The 21,792-nt window shown below is 40.8% G+C and carries 19 protein-coding genes and 1 tRNA gene; 19 read left to right on the top strand and 1 reads right to left on the bottom strand.

Features of this window, described 5'->3' with window-relative positions:
• The first annotated feature begins 25 nt into the window (after positions 1-25).
• From moaA to glyA, 5 genes are all read left to right on the top strand, one after another.
• Complete coding sequence (gene moaA, locus ACIZ62_RS12355; RefSeq protein ID WP_111889486.1) at positions 26-985, top strand: GTP 3',8-cyclase MoaA; 960 nt, start codon at positions 26-28, stop codon at positions 983-985.
• A gap of 1 nt (position 986) precedes the next feature.
• Positions 987-1,484: a cyclic pyranopterin monophosphate synthase MoaC gene (gene moaC, locus ACIZ62_RS12350; protein ID WP_111889487.1), complete on the top strand. Its 498-nt coding sequence runs from the start codon at positions 987-989 to the stop codon at positions 1,482-1,484.
• A 17-nt stretch (positions 1,485-1,501) separates the two neighbouring features.
• Complete coding sequence (locus ACIZ62_RS12345; protein WP_111889488.1) at positions 1,502-1,939, top strand: MOSC domain-containing protein; 438 nt, start codon at positions 1,502-1,504, stop codon at positions 1,937-1,939.
• A 226-nt stretch (positions 1,940-2,165) separates the two neighbouring features.
• Complete coding sequence (locus ACIZ62_RS12340; protein ID WP_111889489.1) at positions 2,166-2,354, top strand: hypothetical protein; 189 nt, start codon at positions 2,166-2,168, stop codon at positions 2,352-2,354.
• An 18-nt stretch (positions 2,355-2,372) separates the two neighbouring features.
• On the top strand, positions 2,373-3,614 hold the full coding sequence (glyA, locus tag ACIZ62_RS12335; protein ID WP_111889490.1) for a serine hydroxymethyltransferase: 1,242 nt from the start codon (positions 2,373-2,375) through the stop codon (positions 3,612-3,614).
• A gap of 256 nt (positions 3,615-3,870) precedes the next feature.
• Here the strand turns inward: glyA and ACIZ62_RS12330 are convergent, their stop codons facing one another.
• Positions 3,871-5,133: an MFS transporter gene (locus ACIZ62_RS12330; protein WP_111889491.1), complete on the bottom strand. Its 1,263-nt coding sequence runs from the start codon at positions 5,131-5,133 to the stop codon at positions 3,871-3,873.
• Positions 5,134-5,429: 296 nt separating this feature from the next.
• On the opposite strand from ACIZ62_RS12330, the gene ACIZ62_RS12325 reads away from it, so the two are divergent.
• The 14 genes from ACIZ62_RS12325 (at position 5,430) to ACIZ62_RS12260 (ending at position 21,781) form a co-directional block, all read left to right on the top strand.
• On the top strand, positions 5,430-6,887 hold the full coding sequence (locus tag ACIZ62_RS12325) for a trimethylamine methyltransferase family protein (RefSeq protein WP_111889492.1): 1,458 nt from the start codon (positions 5,430-5,432) through the stop codon (positions 6,885-6,887).
• Positions 6,888-6,995: 108 nt separating this feature from the next.
• Positions 6,996-7,628, top strand: coding sequence for a B12-binding domain-containing protein (locus ACIZ62_RS12320; RefSeq protein WP_111889493.1), 633 nt, complete (start codon positions 6,996-6,998; stop codon positions 7,626-7,628).
• Positions 7,629-7,744: 116 nt separating this feature from the next.
• Positions 7,745-8,548, top strand: a complete 804-nt coding sequence (locus ACIZ62_RS12315) for a methyltetrahydrofolate cobalamin methyltransferase (RefSeq protein WP_414150248.1) — start codon at positions 7,745-7,747, stop codon at positions 8,546-8,548.
• 168 nt (positions 8,549-8,716) lie between these two features.
• Positions 8,717-10,183 carry a glycine betaine uptake BCCT transporter gene (locus ACIZ62_RS12310; RefSeq protein WP_414150247.1) on the top strand — a complete coding sequence of 489 codons (1,467 nt, stop codon included), beginning with the start codon at positions 8,717-8,719 and terminating at the stop codon, positions 10,181-10,183.
• Between the two features lie 90 nt (positions 10,184-10,273).
• Entirely contained in the window at positions 10,274-13,210 is a 2,937-nt protein-coding gene (locus ACIZ62_RS12305) for a methyl-accepting chemotaxis protein (protein ID WP_414150246.1), read from the top strand.
• A gap of 69 nt (positions 13,211-13,279) precedes the next feature.
• Positions 13,280-13,927 carry a DUF1638 domain-containing protein gene (locus ACIZ62_RS12300; RefSeq protein WP_111889497.1) on the top strand — a complete coding sequence of 216 codons (648 nt, stop codon included), beginning with the start codon at positions 13,280-13,282 and terminating at the stop codon, positions 13,925-13,927.
• A 323-nt stretch (positions 13,928-14,250) separates the two neighbouring features.
• Positions 14,251-15,624 carry a trimethylamine methyltransferase family protein gene (locus ACIZ62_RS12295; protein ID WP_162624560.1) on the top strand — a complete coding sequence of 458 codons (1,374 nt, stop codon included), beginning with the start codon at positions 14,251-14,253 and terminating at the stop codon, positions 15,622-15,624.
• Entirely contained in the window at positions 15,608-16,294 is a 687-nt protein-coding gene (locus ACIZ62_RS12290) for a B12-binding domain-containing protein (RefSeq protein ID WP_111889499.1), read from the top strand. The genes ACIZ62_RS12295 and ACIZ62_RS12290 overlap by 17 nt, the downstream gene beginning before the upstream one ends.
• Complete coding sequence (locus ACIZ62_RS12285; RefSeq protein WP_162624561.1) at positions 16,278-16,982, top strand: GntR family transcriptional regulator; 705 nt, start codon at positions 16,278-16,280, stop codon at positions 16,980-16,982. The genes ACIZ62_RS12290 and ACIZ62_RS12285 overlap by 17 nt, the downstream gene beginning before the upstream one ends.
• 22 nt (positions 16,983-17,004) lie before the next feature.
• A complete protein-coding gene (locus tag ACIZ62_RS12280; protein ID WP_414150245.1) occupies positions 17,005-17,688 on the top strand; it encodes a GntR family transcriptional regulator in 684 nt (227 codons plus the stop codon).
• Between the two features lie 15 nt (positions 17,689-17,703).
• Positions 17,704-17,976: a DUF1294 domain-containing protein gene (locus tag ACIZ62_RS12275; protein WP_111889502.1), complete on the top strand. Its 273-nt coding sequence runs from the start codon at positions 17,704-17,706 to the stop codon at positions 17,974-17,976.
• Between the two features lie 81 nt (positions 17,977-18,057).
• A tRNA-Leu gene (locus ACIZ62_RS12270) sits at positions 18,058-18,142 on the top strand.
• 196 nt (positions 18,143-18,338) lie between these two features.
• A complete protein-coding gene (locus ACIZ62_RS12265) occupies positions 18,339-20,402 on the top strand; it encodes an Eco57I restriction-modification methylase domain-containing protein (RefSeq protein WP_414150244.1) in 2,064 nt (687 codons plus the stop codon).
• A 50-nt stretch (positions 20,403-20,452) separates the two neighbouring features.
• Entirely contained in the window at positions 20,453-21,781 is a 1,329-nt protein-coding gene (locus ACIZ62_RS12260; protein ID WP_111889504.1) for a replication-associated recombination protein A, read from the top strand.
• Positions 21,782-21,792 lie beyond the last annotated feature (11 nt).

Here is a 21,792-nt window from a genome sequence, read left to right as displayed (position 1 = left end):
TCACAAGGGAGAAAGCGGGAAGCAGATGAAGGATTATTATGGAAGAAAAATAAATTACATGCGTATCTCGATCACCGATTTATGTAATTTAAGATGTGTTTACTGTATGCCTGAAGAAGGGATTGTGAAACATCCCCATCAGAAAAATCTGTCCTTTGAAGAAATTCTGAATCTCATCAAAGCCGGGGTTTCACTGGGGGTCAACAAGATTCGGTTAACCGGCGGGGAACCACTTGTGCGTCATGGGATTGTTGATCTAGTTAGCCGAATCGGTGAAATTCCCGGAATTGATGATCTGACCATGACCACCAATGGGATTCTCTTGCCTAAATACGCCAAAGATTTAAAGAAAGCCGGCTTAAACCGGGTGAATATCAGTCTGGATACCTTTGATCCAGTTAAGTTTCATGAAATTACCCGGTGGGGTCATTTAGAAGATGTTTTTGCGGGGATTGCCGCGGCCAAGGCAGTAGGGATGGATCCAATAAAAATCAACACAGTGCTGATTAAGGATTTCAATGATAATGAAATTGAGACCTTTGTGAATTACACCAAAAATGAAGCGGTTGATGTGCGGTTTATTGAACTAATGCCCTTGGGTGAATCCAGTGATTTTGCAGAAAACAAATATCTCTCCAACGATGAGGTGTTAAAAAAAATGCCTGCATTAATGCCACTTCTGGAACCGGATAAAACCGGACCGGCGGAATATTATCAGCTACCCGGTGCCAAAGGCAGAGTGGGACTCATTAACCCTATTAGTAAACATTTTTGCAGTGAATGCAATCGGATTCGGGTAACTACCGACGGTAAGATCAAGCCCTGTCTTCATTCAGACAATGAGATTGATGTTATCGCATTACGAGAAGAAGGAAAAAGCTATCAGGAAATTTTACTCCAGGCGATTAATGAAAAACCGGAAAGGCACCATATCAACGAACATGAAAAACAGTTGCGCAGAAATATGAACGAAATTGGAGGATGACATGGACAAAGAAATTTTAGAGTTCACCCATTTTAATGACGCTGGTCGCAGCAAAATGGTGGACGTCAGCGAGAAAAAAAGCACCACCCGGGTGGCTGTTGCCAAAGGGGCTATCACGATGAAAAAAGAGACTCTGCAAAAGATAATTGATGGGCAGATGAAAAAAGGGGATGTGTTGGGTGTGGCCCAAATTGCCGGAATTATGGGTGTTAAGCGGACGGCCGACCTGATCCCGATGTGTCATAATATTTTTATTTCCGGCAGTGACATTGATTTTAAAATCGATGAGGTTAATTCCCGGATTCTAATTGAAGCAACGGTTAAAAACAGCGGCCAGACCGGAGTGGAAATGGAGGCGTTAATGGCGGTTTCAGTGGCCGCCCTGACCATCTATGACATGTGCAAGGCGGTTGACAAAGAGATGACCATTGAATCGATCTATCTGGCTAAGAAAACCGGGGGCAAATCCGGCGAGTTTATTAATCCCAATCATCAATAAAAAACAGGAGAAACAACATGAGTGGAAAAGTAATTGCAATTAATATCAGTGAGAAAAAAGGTGTCATGAAAAAACCGATTCCAATTGGAATTTTTATTAAGGATTTTGGTCTGGACGGCGATGCCCATGCCGGTAATTGGCATCGGCAGGTCAGCCTTCTCGGCCAGGAGAGCATTGATAAGATGATCGCCATGGGTGCGGCGGGACTATGTGCCGGAAATTTTGCCGAAAACATCACCACCGAAGGAATTTGTGTTTATGAACTCCCGGTGGGAACGAAGTTAAAAATCGGAGAAACGCTTCAGGAAGTTACCCAGATCGGCAAAGAATGTCATGCCGGATGCGAAATTGCCCAGCAGGTTGGGGATTGCGTGATGCCACGAGAGGGAATCTTTACCATTATCTTAGAAGGTGGTACCATCAAAGCCGGAGATGTCATTGAAGTGGTGGATTGATTAGACCGGAGTATCAAGATCATCGCTAAAACAACACAAAAAAACATGAAAATTGCGGTAACGGAAACCATTGAGCGAAAGATACCTTAAATTTTTCCGGAGATAGAATAATCATAAAAAAATGATGGAATGCGACTTGCATTATCAGAATTTAGTGTTACAATAGTAAATGTTATTGCCGCACAAGTGTCTTTCAGATGAAGACAGTCGCCTAATGGAGGACAATATGAATGAATTTATAAATAGTATGGCCGGAGTGGCCTGGAGTATCATCCCGGTATTACTGATCTTTTTTTTGATGTCAGGCATTATGTTTGTTTTTTATTTCAAAGTGAAAATTGAAGAAATATCGATCTATTTAAAAAGTATTGCAGCTTCCCTCGAAAGGCTTTCAAATCGGCGAAATGACTACTAGAGTTTTATGGAGGAATTTATGTTTTTTGAAGAAGTAAAAGTTGCAGATCCTGAGATTTATGAACTCATGGAAAAGGAATTGCATCGACAACAAAGTCATTTAGAGCTCATCGCCTCTGAAAACTTCGTGTCAGACGCAGTAATGATCGCTATGGGAAGCCATTTAACCAATAAATACGCTGAAGGTACCCCAGGACACCGCTTTTATGGCGGCTGTGTTCATGTGGATACCATTGAGCAGGTTGCCATCGATCGGGCCAAAGCACTTTTTGGTGCCGAACATGCTAATGTCCAGCCCCATTCTGGTGCTCAGGCCAATACTGCTGTATATATGGGGATTTTAGAACCCGGCGATACCGTTTTAGGGATGCGTTTGGATCAGGGCGGTCATTTAACCCATGGCAGTCCGGCGAATCTATCAGGTAAATATTATAATTTTATCTCTTATGGTGTAGATCAGGTAACAGAAACCATCGATTATGATGAAATAGAAAAACTGATTAAAGAACATCAGCCCAAACTGGTGGTCGTGGGAGCCAGTTCTTATCCCCGAGCTATTGACTTTGAACGCATTTCAAAGATGACCAAAGCCGCCGGTTGTTTTCTGATGGTGGATATGGCTCATATTGCCGGTCTGGTTGCCGCCGGACAGCATCAAAGTCCCGTGCCTTATGCGGACTTTGTCACCACCACCACTCACAAAACCTTGCGAGGTCCAAGAGGGGGCATTATTTTATGTAAAAAAGAATATGCCAAACTCATCGATAAGGGCGTGTTTCCGGGAACGCAGGGCGGTCCCCTGGAGCATATGATCGCAGCTAAGGCGATAGCCTTTAAAGAAGCAGCAACACCAGAATTTAAGGCCTACCAGGAACAAGTGGTCAAGAATGCCAAAGTATTGGCAGCGGCCCTTGAAAATCGGGGATTTCGGATTGTTTCCGGCGGAACCGATAATCACCTGATGCTACTAGATGTGAGCAAGGTTGGCTTAACCGGAAAAGAAGCCGATGACACCCTTGGGAAAGTCAATATCACCGCCAATAAAAACGCCATTCCTTATGATAAGGAAAGTCCTTTTGTCACCAGCGGAATCCGTGTTGGGACGCCAGCCATTACTACCCGGGGTCTGGTTGAAGCAGACATGGAAGTGGTAGCGGATGCAATCGAAGCGGCACTGATTAAAAAAGACATGGAACTGGCGCTTGAAAAAGTCGCCTTTTTAACCGAAAAGTATCCCTTATATCCGGGCTTGATGGGTTAACAAAAAAAGCGTTTAACAGATATTATTCTGTTAAACGCTTTTTTTATATAAAGCACCTCAATTTAACTTGGGGTGCTTAGTGTTTATTTAATATTTAATTAGAGAATGAATGAAAAACTTGTTATATCCACATTCAATATAACAATTAGAAGCAGGTTAAAAATAAATAGTGTTTGCTTGATTTCCTAAACTTAATTAATGGTAATAGTAGAAAAAACGTTTTATTTGCTGGTATTGATTTAATTGTAAGCGTTTTTTAAGACGCTTGCTCTTCTAATCGTTTAACTTCTTTTGTACGTTTAATTAGTAAAATAGATGAAAGAACCCCTAGAATACCACATACAACTAACAGGATGAAAATTTGATTGAAGCCAGCGGCAATATCTCCGGCGGCCTTTGCATCATCTAACCACTTGCCAAGAATTGGACCGTAAAATGCATCTGGCAGAAAAGCGATAAATGAAATAATGCCTGTAGCCATTCCGGTCATTCCAATGGGAATACCTGCCTGGTCCATTACAGACCAATAGGTTGATTTCAAGACGTTAGCCAAGAATGCAATTACTAAGGTTAAGAAGACACTTAATGCAACTATTTTAGCTGTTGTTAAAACGCCAATGATAGCTGCGATGATCGCTATAAAAAGGATGACAAATCCTTTTCCTTTGAATGTAAACTTATCCATAACGAATCCACCTATTACTCCTGCCAACAACACAATGATATAGCTTCTTACGATTCCGATGGCGCTAGCTGCAGTTGTTGAAATATTTAAGACTTGTACGGTGTAGGTTGTCATATATGCGTTGCCTAGAGCCCATGTGAAATAAGAGAACATAATGACAAGGATTGTGACCCAGACACCTTTATTTTTTAGCACATCGATAATTCGATATTTGGTTTCGCTAGTTGTTGCATGTTCTTCGTGTTTAATGTCTGTTTTTGGAAGAAAAAACAAGGCCAGCACAAAAAACATTGCACATACCCCGGCACCAAAGAGAAATAGCACCTTCATTCCAGCAGCTTCAGTGGCGGCTAAACCAACGATAGCAAGGAACGCAAAACCCATGATCGTTTGAATGACACCCCGCAAAGCTTCGCTACTACCAAACATTTTACTTTGGTTCTCCTTATTTGCTAAATTTCGAATCCCTTTCAGATAAGCAGACCACAAGGTAGCAATGCCAAAGAATCCGTAAAGTATGTGAATAACGAGTAGAACTGTGAAATTAGTAGTCATTGCAAAAGCAAACGTTAGTAGCGCTAAAGCTGCCAAAGTTGTGGAAATTAGGAATCGCATGGTAAATTTATCGGCCATCCAGCCACCAATAGGGTAGCATAGAGTATAGGTCAAATTTAAAGCCGAAGCCAAAATACCGATTTCCATATTTGAAAGTTGGTATGCAGCCGCAAATTGATCGTAAAAAGTATAGCGCAAAAACGGTAATTGGTATGCAAGAGCAACCGTTGCACTTAAAATTAAAAACACCATCGCATTTCTAAAGCCAAATTTTTTCATAATATCCTCCTAGGTCATGATTGCGAAATACATGTCTAGTGCAAAAATTATAACACGATAAATGTAAACGGTCAACATTTTTTTGATTTGAATAATTTGGCTAGTATTTTGACAAATTCGCCTTAATAATTAGCGGTGAATATGAGTTTATTTACAAAACTAATTTAGCCTATTAAATGTAGACGATTAATTCAATTAAATTTAGCAAAAAAACAGGGTTGACAATGGATTTGGAAGCATGGTATATTTGTCTTGCGAAATACATGTATTTATTAAAATCTTGGAGGTTATTTGAAATGTATATTAACAGACGTTTTTATGAAAAATATGTTTCTACACGCGATGTGGAACTGTTGCATGAGTATTCATTAAGAGTTTTAAAAGAAGTGGGTATTTCTTTTGCCAGTGAAGAAGCACTTGATATATTTAGAGAGCATGGAGCAACTGTTGAAGGAAATATTGTAAAAATTGATGAAGCACTTCTAAATAAGGCATTGGCAACAGCTCCAAAATCATTTACTGTAACGACGAGTGCCGGAGAAACTGCAATTGGAGAACGTTTTAAACCAAAAACAGTTGGCTGTTACGGGCCTTCAAAGTTTTTATTTGAAGATGATACCTACAGAGCCGCATTACTACCGGATGTAGTTAAATTCTTAAAACTGATGCATACCAGTGATGTAACTGACTTTGTCAATAATTCAGCGTATGATACACCAGATTTAGACAAAAACCAGGATAATTTTTATATTCCACAGGTGGCGTTATGCCTAAAATACTCTGATCGACCAACTTATGGTAACGTTGCAAATAGTTTAAATGTTAGGAATCAAAGTTTAAAGGACGCTGCGAAAGATATTGTTAAATTGTATAAAGAGTTCTATGACATCTGGGATCGACCGGTACTATTAACAAATTGTTGTGCGCTTTCACCTTTAGGGTATTCTTATGAGGTGCTGGATAACATCATGGGTCTTGTTGAAGAAGGACAGCCAGTTACAATTATTACTTGTTCAATGACTAATCTTACTGCACCAGCAGCATTGATGGGTTCAGTTATTCAGGACAATGCAACGATTCTGGCTGGTATTATATTAACACAATTGATTAATCCTGGTGTTGGGGTTATTTATGGGACAGTTTCGTCGCCAACTGATATGCGAAAAACGGCAATTGCGATTGGCTCGCCAGAAGCCCAACTGATTCAGATGTCAACGTTGGCTTTAGGACGTTACTATGGATTGCCCGTAAGAACCGGAGTAAGTGGTTCGGATTCGCTTAAACCGGACTATCAGGCTGGTGTGGAAACGATGACAACTTTAATGACTACCTATCTAGGAAAATCTGATTTCGCTTTGAATAATGCCGGGATCTTACAATCTTATGCGGTGGGCAGTTATGAAAAGTTTGTGTTGGATGAAGAAGTCAACCGGATTTTGATGCGATTAAACAAAGGTATCGATATCTCCGATACACACGCAAGTAAAGTATTTGAAGAAATAAAGAAAGCCGGTCCGTTAGGCAATTATCTATCCGGAAGAACACCAAAAGAGTATCGAAATGAGCATCATTTATCGGCGATTTTCAATAAAACGGCTGGTGATCCATCCGTCATATTTGAAGAAGTAGGAGACATTAGACAGCGGGCTACTAAACAGGTTGAGGAACGGCTGGCAAATTATAAAGCACCGAAATTAACAAAAAAACAACAAGATATGCTAAATCGTTATTTACCGGAAAGTGAAAAGTTTTAAGTTTAGAAACTTATGGTAGAAGGTTGAGTATTAGCGACTTGTTGGATTGAAATGAATAGGGATTAAACCGTAAGAAATAACGAAAAACAGAAAAGGATTGGTAAAAATATGTTAGATCTTAAAGTATTAACACAGGCAGTAGGAGATTTGGAAGAAGAACAAGTAATGGACATTTTAAAGGAATTTATAGATTCAAATCCATCAGAGCCGGAAGCACAAGAAGCCATTGCAGCATGCCAGAGTGGTATGGCAGTGGTTGGGGATCTTTTTGAAAAAGGCGAATATTTTGTTGGCGATTTGATTTTTGCCGGAGAATTATTAACAGAGTCAATTAATGTCTTGAAACCAGTTCTGGGAAGTGGTGAAACGGTTGTTGCTGGAACAATTATACTTGGCACGGTCCATGGGGATCTCCATGATATAGGTAAAAATATCTTTAAAAGCATGTCAGAAGCAGCGGGATTTGAAGTGATTGATCTCGGAATCGACGTTGCACCAGAACTTTTTGTAAAAACGGCAAAAGAAAACAAGGGCTGTATTATTGGAATGAGCGGCGTTTTAACTTTAGCTATTGATGCGATGAAAGAAACAATAGAATTAATTAAAGTGGAAGGTATTGATTCAAAGATTATCATTGGAGGCAATCCCGTTACCAAGGAATCTTGTGAGATTGTTGGTGCAGATCAGTATACAACAAATGCTGCTGAAGGGGTTAAAATATGCCAGGGTTGGGTAGCATAAAAATCTATATTAAAAGTTGAGTGATTCGGTAATTACTGAGAGAATACGATAATCAAATACATAGAAGATGAGTCGCTATTTACTTGTCTTCTATGCTTAATTTAAGGAGACAAAGCATGATCATAATTGGAGAAAAAATTAACGGAACGATTCCATCCGTAAAAGAAGCCATCGAAAGAAGAGATGCTGATTTTATCAAAAATCTTGCGATTAAGCAAACTGAAGCAGGAGCACATTTTATTGATGTATGTGCAAGTACTGCACCAGAGTATGAAGTCGAAACCCTGAAATGGCTGATGGAAGTAGTTCAGGATGCAACAGAGACCCCTCTTGGTATAGATAGCCCCAATCCACAGGTTATTGAAGCTGTTTTCAAATATGCTAATAAACCCGGTTTGATCAATTCAATTTCTGAAGAAGGTGACAAATGCGAAGTATTGTTACCATTATTAGAAGGGAATAGCTGGGAAGTAGTCGGCTTGACCTGTGATAACAATGGCATACCCAATGATGTCGAAACGAAATTGAACATCACTAAAATTATGGTTGATAAAGCTGCAAAATTTGGAATAACCCCAGATCGCATTCATATTGATCCCTGTGTGATGGCATTATCAACGGCAAATAACTCGATGTTGAATTTTGCAGAGGAAATAAGAAAAATTAAAGAATCGTATCCGACTATTCATGTAACCGGTGCTATTAGTAATATGTCATTTGGTTTACCGGTAAGATCGCTTTTGAATAAAACATGTATGGCTTTTGCTATTCAGGCAGGTATGGATTCTGCAGTATTGGATCCTCTGAACCGTGATATGATGGGAACGATTTTTGCAACCTATGCACTTCTTGGCAGAGATAAACATTGTCGAAAATATAGTAAAGCATATCGTCAGGGACAGATTGGGGCGGTTAAATAATACGCGTGGTTTAAAAACTATGATTACAGTTTCATTGCTATCATAGTTCCATTTCATTGGTTTGGTCGAAATGGAACTATGACAAGCTGTGAATTAAGGGTGTTTACTCAGTCACAATAGCTAAAAGGGTAAACACTGAGTCTGAGAATTAATAGAAAGGAAAACGAAATGGTATTTTATGCTTCACTGGTCTTTCTTTTGCTTTTTTTGGGATTTGGATTTTTGTTTCCAGAGGCTTTATTAGCATTTACGAATGGTTTGTTCGGATTGATCACCAATGACCTGGGCTGGCTGTATTTGGCAACCGGTCTGGGAATTTTGCTTTTTGCCTTGTTTCTAGCTTTTGGAAAATACGGAAAAATACGTCTGGGGGGTGATGATGATCGTCCAGAGTACTCAAATTTTTCCTGGTTTGCCATGCTTTTTAGTGCAGGAATGGGGATCGGGCTAGTCTTCTGGGGTGTTGCTGAACCGGTTTTTCATTATGCTCAACCGCCGATGGGGATTGAACCGTCCTCGACGCAGTCAGCGATGATGGCGTTTCGCTACACTTTTTTACATTGGGGTTTTCATCCCTGGGCGATCTATGCCATCGTGGGATTGGCACTGGCATATGTTACCTTTCGAAAAAAACTGCCATGTCTGATCAGTTCAACCCTATACCCATTGTTGGGAGAAAAGATCAAGGGGCCAATAGGCTATTTCATCGATACTCTGGCGTTAATTCTAACCGTAATTGGGGTTGCCACCTCGTTGGGGATGGGGGCTTTACAGGTGAATGGCGGATTGAATACGTTGTTTAATATTCCCAATACAATCACCACGCAGGTTGTTATTATTGTGGTTATCACAATTTTGTTTTTGACTTCCGCAGCAACAGGATTAAATAAAGGTATTAAGATACTCAGCAACACCAATATTATTATTGCCGTGTTGCTTTTGCTGTTTGTATTGATATTTGGACCAACCATATTTATTATCGATACTTTTTTTGTGAGTATCAGCGGTTATATCGAGAATATTTTATCGATGAGCCTGGCTTTATCACCCTTAAAAAAAGATCCCTGGATCGGCACCTGGACGATTTTCTATTGGGCCTGGTGGTTGTCCTGGGGGCCATTTGTGGGAACCTTTATCGCCAGAATTTCGAAAGGGCGGACCGTCAGGGAATTTGTTCTGGGTGTAGTTATTCTGCCAGCCGTTTTTTGTTGTTTCTGGTTTACGGTATTTGGGGGCACGGCCTTATATTTCGAAATATTCGAGGGCGTTGACATTGTTGCTCAGGTTACTAATGATATCACCGTCGGATTATTTGCCACTTTGGCACAATTGCCATTAGGAAATGTAATATCAATAATTGCAACTTTGTTGATTATAACATTTTTTGTTACCTCCGCCGATTCAGCAACCTTTGTGATTGGCATGTTCGCAAGAAATGGGGATTTGAATCCAGATACTAAAATTAAAATGATCTGGGGCATCCTACTGTCGTTGATAGCAATTGTTTTGCTTTTCAGCGGGGGCCTGGTAGCGATACGTAATACCTCAATTATCATGGCTTCGCCATTTTTGATTATCATTATTCTGATGTGTATCTCCTTATATCAAGGATTGCAAAAAGAAACAAAAGACTAAATTAGTACAGGATTAACGATGCTTCTACTTGCCATAGACATGGTTAGTGAGCATTGAAAAAGGTTGGATGTAAGCGAAAGGAAAATTGGTATGGAGAGCAACAAAAGAATTCCGAAATTTAAGTCAATTCAGGTAAAACTATTGATCATCCCACTGATCTGTGTATTAGCAGGGGTAGTAATGATTGGTGGCATTTCTTCGTATTTAACCCGAAACAGTCTATTTGCCGAAATGGAGCGAAATGGTTTCACGTCGTCACAGCGATTTGTGGATCGGATTGAAGATAACACCGAGGCCGTTAGAACCATGAACGAAATGCTAGAAAACCAGATTCGCAGTGTTGGCAACGTTATCATTGGTAATCGCGGTGCTATCAACGATGCTTATCTGACCCAGCTGGCCACGCAAACCGGGATCGATCATATCTATTGGTATAATCCATCTGGGGAGATTATCAATGCTGCCAATGGTGAATATCTGGGCTGGAAGGCCGAGCCGGGCGATCCTATCCATAATTATATGATCAGTGGCGCACCGGAGTTGATGGAAGATATCAGAAAGAATACAGACAGTGAGAAATCCTTCAAATACGGTTATCTGAAAAGCAGCACCGGGGAGTTTGTCCAGGTCGGGGTTTCGGCCACTCGGGTGCTGGAATTAACCGGAAAGTTTGGCTATCAGGCCCTCATTGACGAACTGGCATCGGATGATAGCATTGTCTTTGCAAGCTTTATTGATAAAAATCTGATTGCTGTGGCCGACAGTGACAGCAACGATATCGGGGAAAGCTATCAAGATGATGAAGCGATTAAGAAGGTCGCCATTGATGGCGAAAGGAATGCCTCAGAGTATTTTTATGAGGATGAGAATGTCAATGTCTATGATATTGTCTATCCGGTAGTCGTCAATGGGGAACTTCAGGGGGCATTAAACATTGGCTATTCAATGAAGGGCGTTCAGGCTACCATCACTAAAAATATCCTGCTGATTGCCCTTGCCGGTCTAATTATTTTTATGGTGTTGGCGATGATCCTTTATAAAATCGCTAATTCGATCACTAAACCGATTTTGAACGTGAATCGGATGATCAAAGAAATGCGCAAAGGCCATCTGGGGATGCGTTTAAACATTGATTCGCAAGATGAAATTGGTGAAATGGCAGCGGTGATGGATGAGTTTGCTGATGATTTACAACATGTCGTGATCGGAACCATGAAGCAGATTTCAGCAGGGGATGTTTCGGCCAATATCGATATTACCGATGAACAAGATGAAATCAACCCGGCCCTGAAACAAACCATTGAAACAATTCGGAATCTGATCCAGGAGACGACGGGTTTGTCCCAGGCTGCCGTGGCGGGAGAATTACGAAAAAGAGGAAATGCCGAAGCATTTGAAGGTGGATTTCGGAGTATTGTCGAAGGGGTCAATGCGACTTTCGATGCCGTCGTGGGACCACTTCAGATCACCGCCGAATACCTGGATAAGATCGGTCAGGGCGAGATTCCGGAGATAATAACGACAACCTATGCTGGCGAGTATGATAACCTGAAACAGAGCATCAACGCTTGTATTGAAGGATTAGGTGCTCTAAAAGAAGGCAATCGAGTGCTTGATTTAATGAGTCGGAACGACTTAAGTGAGAAAATTGAGCAACAATATCAGGGTATTTATGGTCAAATTGGAGCAGGAATTAATTCGGTCCACAGCCAACTGCTGGGAATCGTCGATATTGCTAATCATATTGAAGTCGGCGACCTTAGCGATTTAGAGGACTTGAAAGCCATTGGCAAGCGTAGCGAAAAGGATGATCTGGTACCCAGTCTGATTGGGATGATGGAAAATATCAGAACCCTGGTTGAAGAGACCCAGATGATGGCACAAACAGCCGTGGCCGGTGATCTCAGTTTCAGAGGCGATCCGGATAAGTTTGCAGGTGAGTACGCCAAGGTGATTGCAGGTTTTAACCAAACTTTGGAAGCGGTGATTCGGCCCATCAATGAAGCCTCAGAAACTCTGAAAGAGCTGGCAGAGGGCAATCTCAATACTATCATGATAGGCGATTATCAGGGGGATCATGCCATCATCAAAAAAGACATGAACCAGACCATTGCTAATTTGAAGCGCTATGTCGGTGAAATTACCAGCATGCTGGAAGAAATCAGCCAGGGAAATCTGGACCAGGAAATAACGTCCAGTTACACCGGAGATTTCCAGGCCATCAAAGCGGCACTCAATGGCATCAGTTCCAGCTTGAGTAGCACCATGGCCGAGATTGATGTGGCCGCCGTTCAAGTGGAAATGGGGGCTCGACAGATCTCCGATGGCGGCCAGGCATTGGCTCAGGGCACCACTGAACAGGCCAGCTCGATCCAGGAACTCACGGCCTCCATTGAAGAAGTGGCCGATGAAACCAAACAGAATGCCCTCCGGGCCAATGATGCCAATGAACTGGCTGTGCGGGTTCGGAAAAATGCCGAAGTGGGCAATAGCCAAATGACAAAAATGATTATTGCTATGGGTGATATTGACGAATCATCCAAGAGCATTTCCAAGATTATTAAGGTGATTGACGACATCGCCTTCCAGACCAATATTCTGGCCCTTAATGCCGCCGTGGAAGCAGCCCGGGCCGGTCAGCACGGTAAGGGTTTTGCGGTCGTCGCCGAAGAAGTGCGAACCCTGGCCGCCCGCAGTGCCGAAGCCGCCAAAGAAACCACCGGTCTGATTGAAGGCTCCATTGAGAAGGTTGGCGTGGGCACAAAAATTGCCGATGAAACCGCCGAAAGCCTCAAAGAGATCTTGAATGAAATTGAAAAGGTCACCAGCTTAGTGGGTAATATTGCCCGGGCTTCCAATGATCAGGCGTCCGAAATTGCTCAGATCACCCAGGGGATTGAACAGGTTTCCCAAGTGGTGCAGACTAATTCCGCCACCGCCGAAGAAAGCGCGGCGGCCAGCGAAGAATTATCCGGTCAGGCTGAAAGGCTCAAGCAGATGGTAGGGGTATTCAAGTTACAACAATAAAGCAAACAGAATTAATATTGGATAACGACGTTAGAAGTACACAGGGAGTATCAAGGAAAGGGTATAAAAATGAAAAAAGTTATGATTGGCTGCAGTGTTTTAAAAAAGGAAATTGAAGCAATGTTTGATTGTCCAGATCTTGAATATCGCTGGCTTAAAGAGCAACTCCACAACACGCCGGAACTGCTTCATACTGAAATACAAAATGCAATTGATGCTGAAACAGATGCTGATATAATCTATCTATGTTATGGCTTGTGCGGAAAAGCACTGGTTGATATTCAGGCAAAATCATGTCCTTTGGTAATACCCAGAGTTGATGACTGCATTGCGATGATTTTGTATGATCACACCGATCTTGGAGCACTGCGCTGCTCATCTTACTTTGTTTCTCAGGGCTGGCTTTGGGGCGAAGATGGAATTGGCTATGAACATGATCGGATAAAAGAAAAATATGGCGAAAAACGAGCTTTGAAAATTGCCAGGGCAATGTTTAAAAATTATCAATATCTATTGTTTATCCATACTGGCGTTGAAACTAAGGAAGATAAAGATAAATGCGACGCAATGGCTGAAAAATTAGGATTGAAAGTCAATGAGACTACCGGAAATATTCGTATTTTGGATGAGATGGTAAGCGGTTGCAAAGATGAACGGTTTATCCGATTAGCTCCAGGAGAAGCGATTACGGAAGAAATATTTCGGCATGCAGATTAGGAATTAGAAGCGTATTAAAAATATTAATGTTGACAATAAGGTTTCCCTAGCGTTTGCAATTGAAAAAAAGGGTGGTAATTTATTTATAAGAAATTTTAAACCATATTTCATACAGCTTGTTTCATTTTATAATTAAAACAAGACTTCTATTAAGTTCTTTAGATGGCATAATGGCCAAATCCAAGGCATTATCATCACAGCCCAAAACGATGATAGGCTAGATAGCGACAGAAAATTATCATGGTGAAATGGTAAACAAACCGAAGTTGTTATGATATAATCTAAAGAAGTGTTTAATTGAGGAAATGCAGGGGGTAGTGATCATGAAATTAACGCTTAGTATTTCGAAAAAAGAATGTGATCTCATTCACGAACAATCGTTAAAATTGTTAAAAACGATGGGAATCACAGTTTTTTCGAAAGAGGCACTTGATGTTTTTCGAAAAGCGGGTGCAAGAGTACAAGGCAAACAAGTTTTTATTGATTCTCATCTGATTGAAGAAAGTATTAAACTGGTTCCCCGGGCATTTCCAATTTATTCAAGCAGCAGGAGAGTAGTGGTAGGAAAGGGAGAAATATGTACGTTGCCGCCTTATGGCGGAACAACTGTGTCCAGGAATGAACAGATTGCATTAGGGACACGAAATGATTATCTCAACTTTACAAAACTGAATCAGCTTAATGATAATATCAGTATGGCTTGTCCTTACACCGTAGAACCCTTCGATATTCCTTTGGATCAAAGGAATAGTTACCGTATAGCGATGATTTTAAAATATTCAGATAAACCAAGTCTTTCTGTTGTAGGTGGGAAGGAAGACTCGCGTAGATGTATAGAGATGGTTCAAAAATACCATGGGATCAGAAACAAGCCAGTAGTTCTTGGCAATGTGAATGTATCATCGCCTATGATCATGGGGCACTCGACAACGGAAGTTATTACGGTCCATTGTGAAGAGAATCAACCCTTGATGATTGCCTGTGGAAGTGGATTAAGTGGATTAACAGCACCTCCCACTCCCGGTGGAAATTTATTATTAGCGAACGCGGGGGTTCTAGCTGGTATCGTTTTTGCTCAGATACAAAGCCCGGGTTTACCGATAATATATGGACTTCCATTATTCGGGGTTGATCCTTTCAAGGCTGAAACATCAGTGGGAAGTTCAGCAACTGGGTTGTTTACTCTTGCGGCAAAGGGGATGGCTCAATATTATCAAATCCCATTTCGGGCCGGGGGTACATTTACAGACTCAAAATACCTGGATTATCAAAGTGGTTTTGAGAGTGGTATGAACCTTTTATCGAGTTTGCTTGCTGAAGTTGACTGCTTGATGCACAGCTTTGGGATGGAAGACACACTCAGAACTATTAATTATAATAAGTATATCTTAGATGAATACATGTATCTAAGCCTTAAAGACTTTTTGAAAGGGATGGATATTAACGATGTTACGGTTATGACGGATGAAATTTTAAGAGCCGGATCAACAGGTAATTATATTTCCTCAAGGAATCTTAAATTAATACGCAAGCAATACCCAAAACGTGGTTTTGGAGAAGGAAAAACAAGAGAAGAAATGTTAAAAGAGACTGATGAGGAAATAAAACGACGATTGAATAGTTTTGAATTTTCTGCCCCAACAAAAGATCAAATTAAAATATTAAGAGGTTATTTACCAGATGAATACATCGATTAAAAATCCTGCCAGTGCTTCTACTTTAAATAGTATCATTGAGGCAATGAAAAAAATAGAGGAAAAAAAAGTCCTGAAACTTGTGAATTATGCCATTCGTGAAGGTGCTTCTCAAGCTCAGATTATCGAGGCAATTCAACGCGGGTTGGATCAAATTGGTCGTTTTTTTGAAGAAGGACGATACGGAGTCACTGATTTGATGATGGCTGGTATTATTTTTGAAGAGGTTTTAAAATTACCAAGTTTAAAATTGATTAATGAAGAATCAGAAGAACCAATTGGCAGAATTTTGCTTTGCACCATCGAAAGAGATTTGCATGATATTGGAAAGTCGATTTTCAAGAGTGCAGCTTTAATGTCTAATTTTGAAATAATTGATATGGGTATTAATGTAACTGCGGAAGAGATATTAAATGAAACCATCAATCGTAAGCCAGACATTATTGCGATTAGCTCAATTTTAGCGGAAGGAGTTAGATATATTAAAGAAGTTAATGAAAAACTTGTCGCAGCTGGGATTAGAGGCCAAGTTAAAATAATCGTTGGCGGACTCTCAACTCATCGTCAGGCGATTGAATATACCGGTGTGGATGCCTTTGCAAATGATGTATATGAAGGTGTTAAACAATGTAAAAACTGGATAAATGAAGGAGGCGATGATTATCAATCATAAATATGAAGATATTGCTGAGAATATCAAATATAAGATTCATAAGAGCTTTTATCCAGTTAATTCTGCGATTCCCCCAGAAAATACATTGGCTGATGAATATGGAGTCAGTCGTATCACGGTTCGTAACGCAATTTCAAAGCTAATTGATGAAGGTTATATATACTCAATCCCTGGCAAAGGAAATTTTGTTCTGGAAAAACACAATGATAAATATCTCATTTCATTAAAAACGGAAAATCTATTAATGAAACCATACCAAAGGGTTGAACTCTTAGGTTCGGAAATTATAAAACCAACCATTGACTTAGTTTATCATCTCAGAATAGCACCGGATGCCCGAGTTGTTTATATACGTTGGGTTTTGCTTAATGACGAAAAGCCAATTGCGTATGATATCCAGTACATTCCATACTTCCCGGGGATAACAGTATGGAACGATAATTTTGAATACACCAGTTTCAGTGAAATATTATCACAAAAGAATAGGCTCTTTCAGATGCAGGGAAAAATGAATGTTTCTGGTGTTAATTGTGAATTAAATATTGCGAAAATACTTAAAATACCTGTAGGAACCCCAGTTATGCAAATAACTCAAAAAATCTTGGATGATGATGAGCCAATGGGTTATCGGCAACTGTTTATAAAAAGAGAGTGGTGTTGCATTCGTGGAAATTCTCACCAAGAATAATAGATGAGGATCGTGAGGAAAAGTGAAAATATACGAGCGGATTGAGAAAGATATTCTTCTAGATATAAAAAGTGGCTTACTTAAGCCGAATGAAAAACTACCGACAAATCAGGAATTGGCAGAAAAGTATCATACAAGTGGTGTAACTGTACGTAAGAGCTTGGCAACGCTTGTAAATAAAGGATATTTGATATCCATTGAGCGAGTGGGTACCTTTGTTAAGGAACGGGAAAAAGATTTGTTCTTAATTAATTTTTCTCTCGAAAATAGTATCAATGAAGAAATAACTGATACCGAGATAGAGGATATTTTAATTTCGGTGGCACAAATAAAAGGGCAACGACGGGAATTAAAAACGCTGGAGATTAGACGGATGTATTTTTCAGGTTCAATGCCAGTGGGTTATAGTATTGACTCATTATTTCTGAAAGGTCACTATCTTACTGAAGGGGTTGAAAAAAAGGCAGAGAAAAACATTGCCATTATGAATCGGATCTTTAATAGCTATGAAGTAAAAAAAACAATTGAAGTCACAATGGATTATCCCAATAAGTACATATCTAATAGACTTTTAATTGATGAAAGTATGCCAATGCTTTGTATTAATTTGCATTTTTATACGTTGGATGATTATCCGATTGGTAAAAGTATCATATATGTCTTAGGCGAAAATATCGAACTGAATGGAAAATCATTCTATGAATAAAGGAAATAATGCCAAATGAGTTATTTGATAAGCTACCTGACCATCATTAATCTGATTACCTTTATCTTTTTCTGGAATGACAAGAGGCGTTCGAAAAAGGAGGCCTGGCGGATTCCTGAAAAAACCCTACTTGGTTTATGTCTGCTTGGCGGTTCGATTGGTGGATTTATCGGAATGCGGGTGTTTCATCATAAAACAAAGCACTTTTTATTTTCCTGGGGGATTCCGATTCTTTTGATTTTTCAGATTGGGCTGAGTCTGTTTCTTTTGTTAAGAGGATTGAATTAGCTGGCTTAAAAAAAGATGTACTCAGACCTTGACAATACACTCAAAAGAGTGTATTCTATAGTGGTGTTCAAAATGACTTATGCGAGAGTGTTGGAACTGGCAGACAAGCACGTTTCAGAGGCGTGTGTCGCAAGGCGTACGGGTTCGACTCCCGTCTCTCGCACCATTTAGGATTTTCAGAAACGGCTATTGACGGCCGTTTTTTTTATGTTGTAAATTAATATTAGCGCGTGTTACCATTACTTCTGGCGACATGGTGTATTTTCTAAATCGTTTATTTCAGCCTTTTTCTTATCTTTTTCAGGCAAATGATGTTATAATAACCTGGTGAGACGAACATCAATTAAATGAAAGAGGTTTTAATGAAGTTTCAGGAGATTTCAGATAAGCTGACACAATTTATTAATCGATATAATTACCTGGCTGAGGACCAACCTGCCAACGTGCTTTTTTTGCTTAAGTGCATTGTGTTAAAATATCTGGTAGATAATCAGCGCCTTGATTTTGAAGTCCATCAGAAGGATATCAAAAAGAATTTTACCCTTGATTATATCTTGGGACTCTGGCAGGGGAAGCCCCTTCAGGTGTCTTTCTGGGAGCAAGAGCAGATAGACCCCCAACCGATTGGGAACGAAGTTTGGGATTGGGTCAGTGATTTAACCACCGCAGCACCATCCTTGGCAGGAGAGAATCCGAGGCTGATTGGCAGCCTTTACGAAGCAAGTCTGCTAATTAATCATAAGAAAAACCACGGTATCTTCTATACCCCAGAAAACATCGCTACTTATATGGCTTCCAATGTGCTTGGTACATACGAAGTGGGGGACAAATTAGAAAAAATCCGAGTCTTGGACCCGGCTTGTGGGAGCGGATCCCTGTTAAGTGCAATTTATGACACGATTATTTTAAAAAATGGCGAATTGAGTCCATGCGAAAGACAAACGCAGCATCGCCAGCTCCTGGAAACCGGTCTGCTGGGCGTGGATCGGGATTCCATTGCCTGTCTGGTGACTCGGCTGATCCTAACCTTAAAAGGAAAACAGTATGTTAAACCTCTGGGAATATTTTGCGGCGATATTCTTACCGAAGAATTAATAAACCCTCAATCGGTGGATGTGGTAATTGGGAACCCGCCTTATGTGGGTCACAAGGAAATCCAGACCGACTATATGAAGCTGCTCAAAAACCGCTACGGTGAGGTATACCGAGACAAGGGCGATCTTTCCTATTGTTTTATTTACCGGGGTTGGGAACTGCTAAAGCCCGGAGGACAATTAATTCATATCACCTCCCGTTATTTTGTTGAAGCCTTTTACGGAAAACCGTTACGGGTCTTTATCAGAAAAGCTTTTGCAATCCAGGAGGTCATCGATTTTAATGGGTTACGGGTTATTGAAGGGGTTGGGGTTGATCCGGCTATTATTAAGCTAGTGAAAAAGACACAGATTGATGAGGGGCAAACCATTCAAGTTAAACGCTTTTTCATCAAAAGCCATAAACCTGAAAGCTACCCAAAACTGATCCAATCACTTAATCAAAACAATTGGCAAGGTGATCTTTATGAGTCATTTGAACTACTGCAAGCCCAGCTCAGTGATGATTCATGGCGTCTTTATTCGCCAGTTATGCAGGGAATTATAGAAAAAATTGAGAAAAAAACACCCTTTACCCTGGATAATGTAGTGCAGAGTTTTCAGGGCATTATTACCGGCAATGACAAGGCCTTTATCTTTGAACAAACTGATCCGACACTTTGTGCCTTTGACCCGGCGTTATTAAAATCCTGGATTAAAAATAAGGATGTGAGGGCTTACCAGATAACAAGCCCCCAAAAGAAAATCCTTTATACCAATCGGATTGGGGCCATTGATTTGTACCCGGAGGTGGTCGCGCATCTGGAAAAACACCGGGAAAAACTTAAAAACCGTCGGGAATGCAAAAACGGTAAGCTGGCCTGGTATAAGCTTCAGTGGGGTCGGGATCCGGATCATTTTGAAGGACGAAAAATTATTTTCCCCTATAAGGCAACCCAGAATCGTTTTGCGATCGATGAGAATAAATGCTATTTCAGCGCCGATGTTTACGGAATGATTCTTAAACCGCGGCTTTACCATCAGGTCACTGAGGAATTTCTGGTGATGCTGTTAAACAGCCGGTTGTATAATTATTATTTTAAATCCTACGGAAAAAAACTGGGGGATAAACTTTATGAGTATTATCCAAACACCCTGCTACGGTTAGGAATACCAGATATTAAAGAGGATACAATTAAGGTTTTTAAAGATACTTATGATAAAATTGTAGACTTAAAGAAAAATGGAAGCGCTTTAGAATCAGGCAAGATTCTTGCTGAAATCGACAGATGGTTCTATGACTATTTTGAGTTAAGTCAGGCAGAAATAGCAGTGATTGAAACGAACCGGTAATTAATAACCCCGAGCGTTTTATAATTAAAACGCTATCGTGAAAGGACATTATGCAGGAAAGCTTTTTTAACCAGAACTATGAAGGACAAATTGCGGATAATGCTCCCCTGGCGGTAAGAATGCGACCCCAGACATTGGCAGAATTTGTTGGTCAGCAGCATATCATTAGTCGGGGGAAACTTTTGTATCGGCTGATTGAAGCCGATAAATTGTCCTCGGTGGTGTTTTATGGACCGCCGGGTACCGGCAAAACTTCATTGGCAAAAATTATTGCCAACCGTACCAATGCGGTGTTTTATGAGCTGAATGCGGTCACCTCAGGAAAAAAAGAAATCACTGAGGTATTGGATAAAGCGAAGAATAATCTGGGTGTTTATAATAAAAAATCGATCCTCTTTATTGATGAGATCCATCGCTTTAATAAGGCCCAGCAGGATGCCCTTTTACCCAGTGTCGAAAAAGGGTTGGTGACCCTGATTGGGGCCACCACTGAAAACCCCTATTTCGAAATCAACTCGCCGCTGTTGTCCCGTTCCACCATTTTTGAGTTTTATAATCTGACTCCGGAAGACATTCGTGACGTGATAAAACGGGCTATTGAAGACCGTGACCGGGGTTACGGGGTGATGAAGATTAAATGTGATGAAGACGCCCTCAATCATTTTGCCGAGGTCGCTAATGGCGATGTTCGCCGGGCCTTGAATGCTCTGGAACTGGGGATTTTAACGGTGGATAAAAACGCCGACGGCGTTATTGTGATCGATCTGGAAACGGCTCAGGAGTGCATTCAGCAGCGAGCCGTTCACTATGATAAAAATGGTGATAATCATTACGATACGATTTCAGCCTTCATCAAGAGTATCCGGGGTTCCGATCCGGATGCGGCACTTTACTGGATGGCTAAAATGATCACGGCGGGAGAAGACCCCAAGTTTATTGCCCGTCGGATTGTCATTTCGGCTTCTGAGGACATTGGCAATGCCGAACCGATGGCCTTGACCGTGGCGATGGCCGCTGCCGATGCGGTTGCCTTTATTGGTATGCCGGAAGCCCGGATTAATCTGGCTCAGGCAGTCGTTTTTCTGGCTTGTGCGCCCAAAAGCAATGCCTCCTATCTGGCGGTGGATGCGGCCATTGACGCGGTAAAACATGTCTCAAACAGCAATGTCCCGGCACATTTACAGGATACCCACTATTCCGGCAGCAAAAAACTGGGTCGCGGGATGACCTATCAATACCCTCATAATTTTCCCGGGCACTATATTGAGCAACAATATCTTCCGGACGATCTGGTTGGCACCCATTTTTACGAACCAACAGAAATGGGCTATGAACAGAAAATGAAGGAATATCTCAAGAAAAATGGAATAATCGAATAAATACGAAGAGA

The sequence above is a fragment of the Acetobacterium carbinolicum genome (assembly GCF_047456275.1).
GTDB lineage: Bacteria > Bacillota > Clostridia > Eubacteriales > Eubacteriaceae > Acetobacterium > Acetobacterium carbinolicum.
Note: the sequence above shows the minus strand (reverse complement) of the source record. Positions and strands in the feature narration are given on the sequence as shown.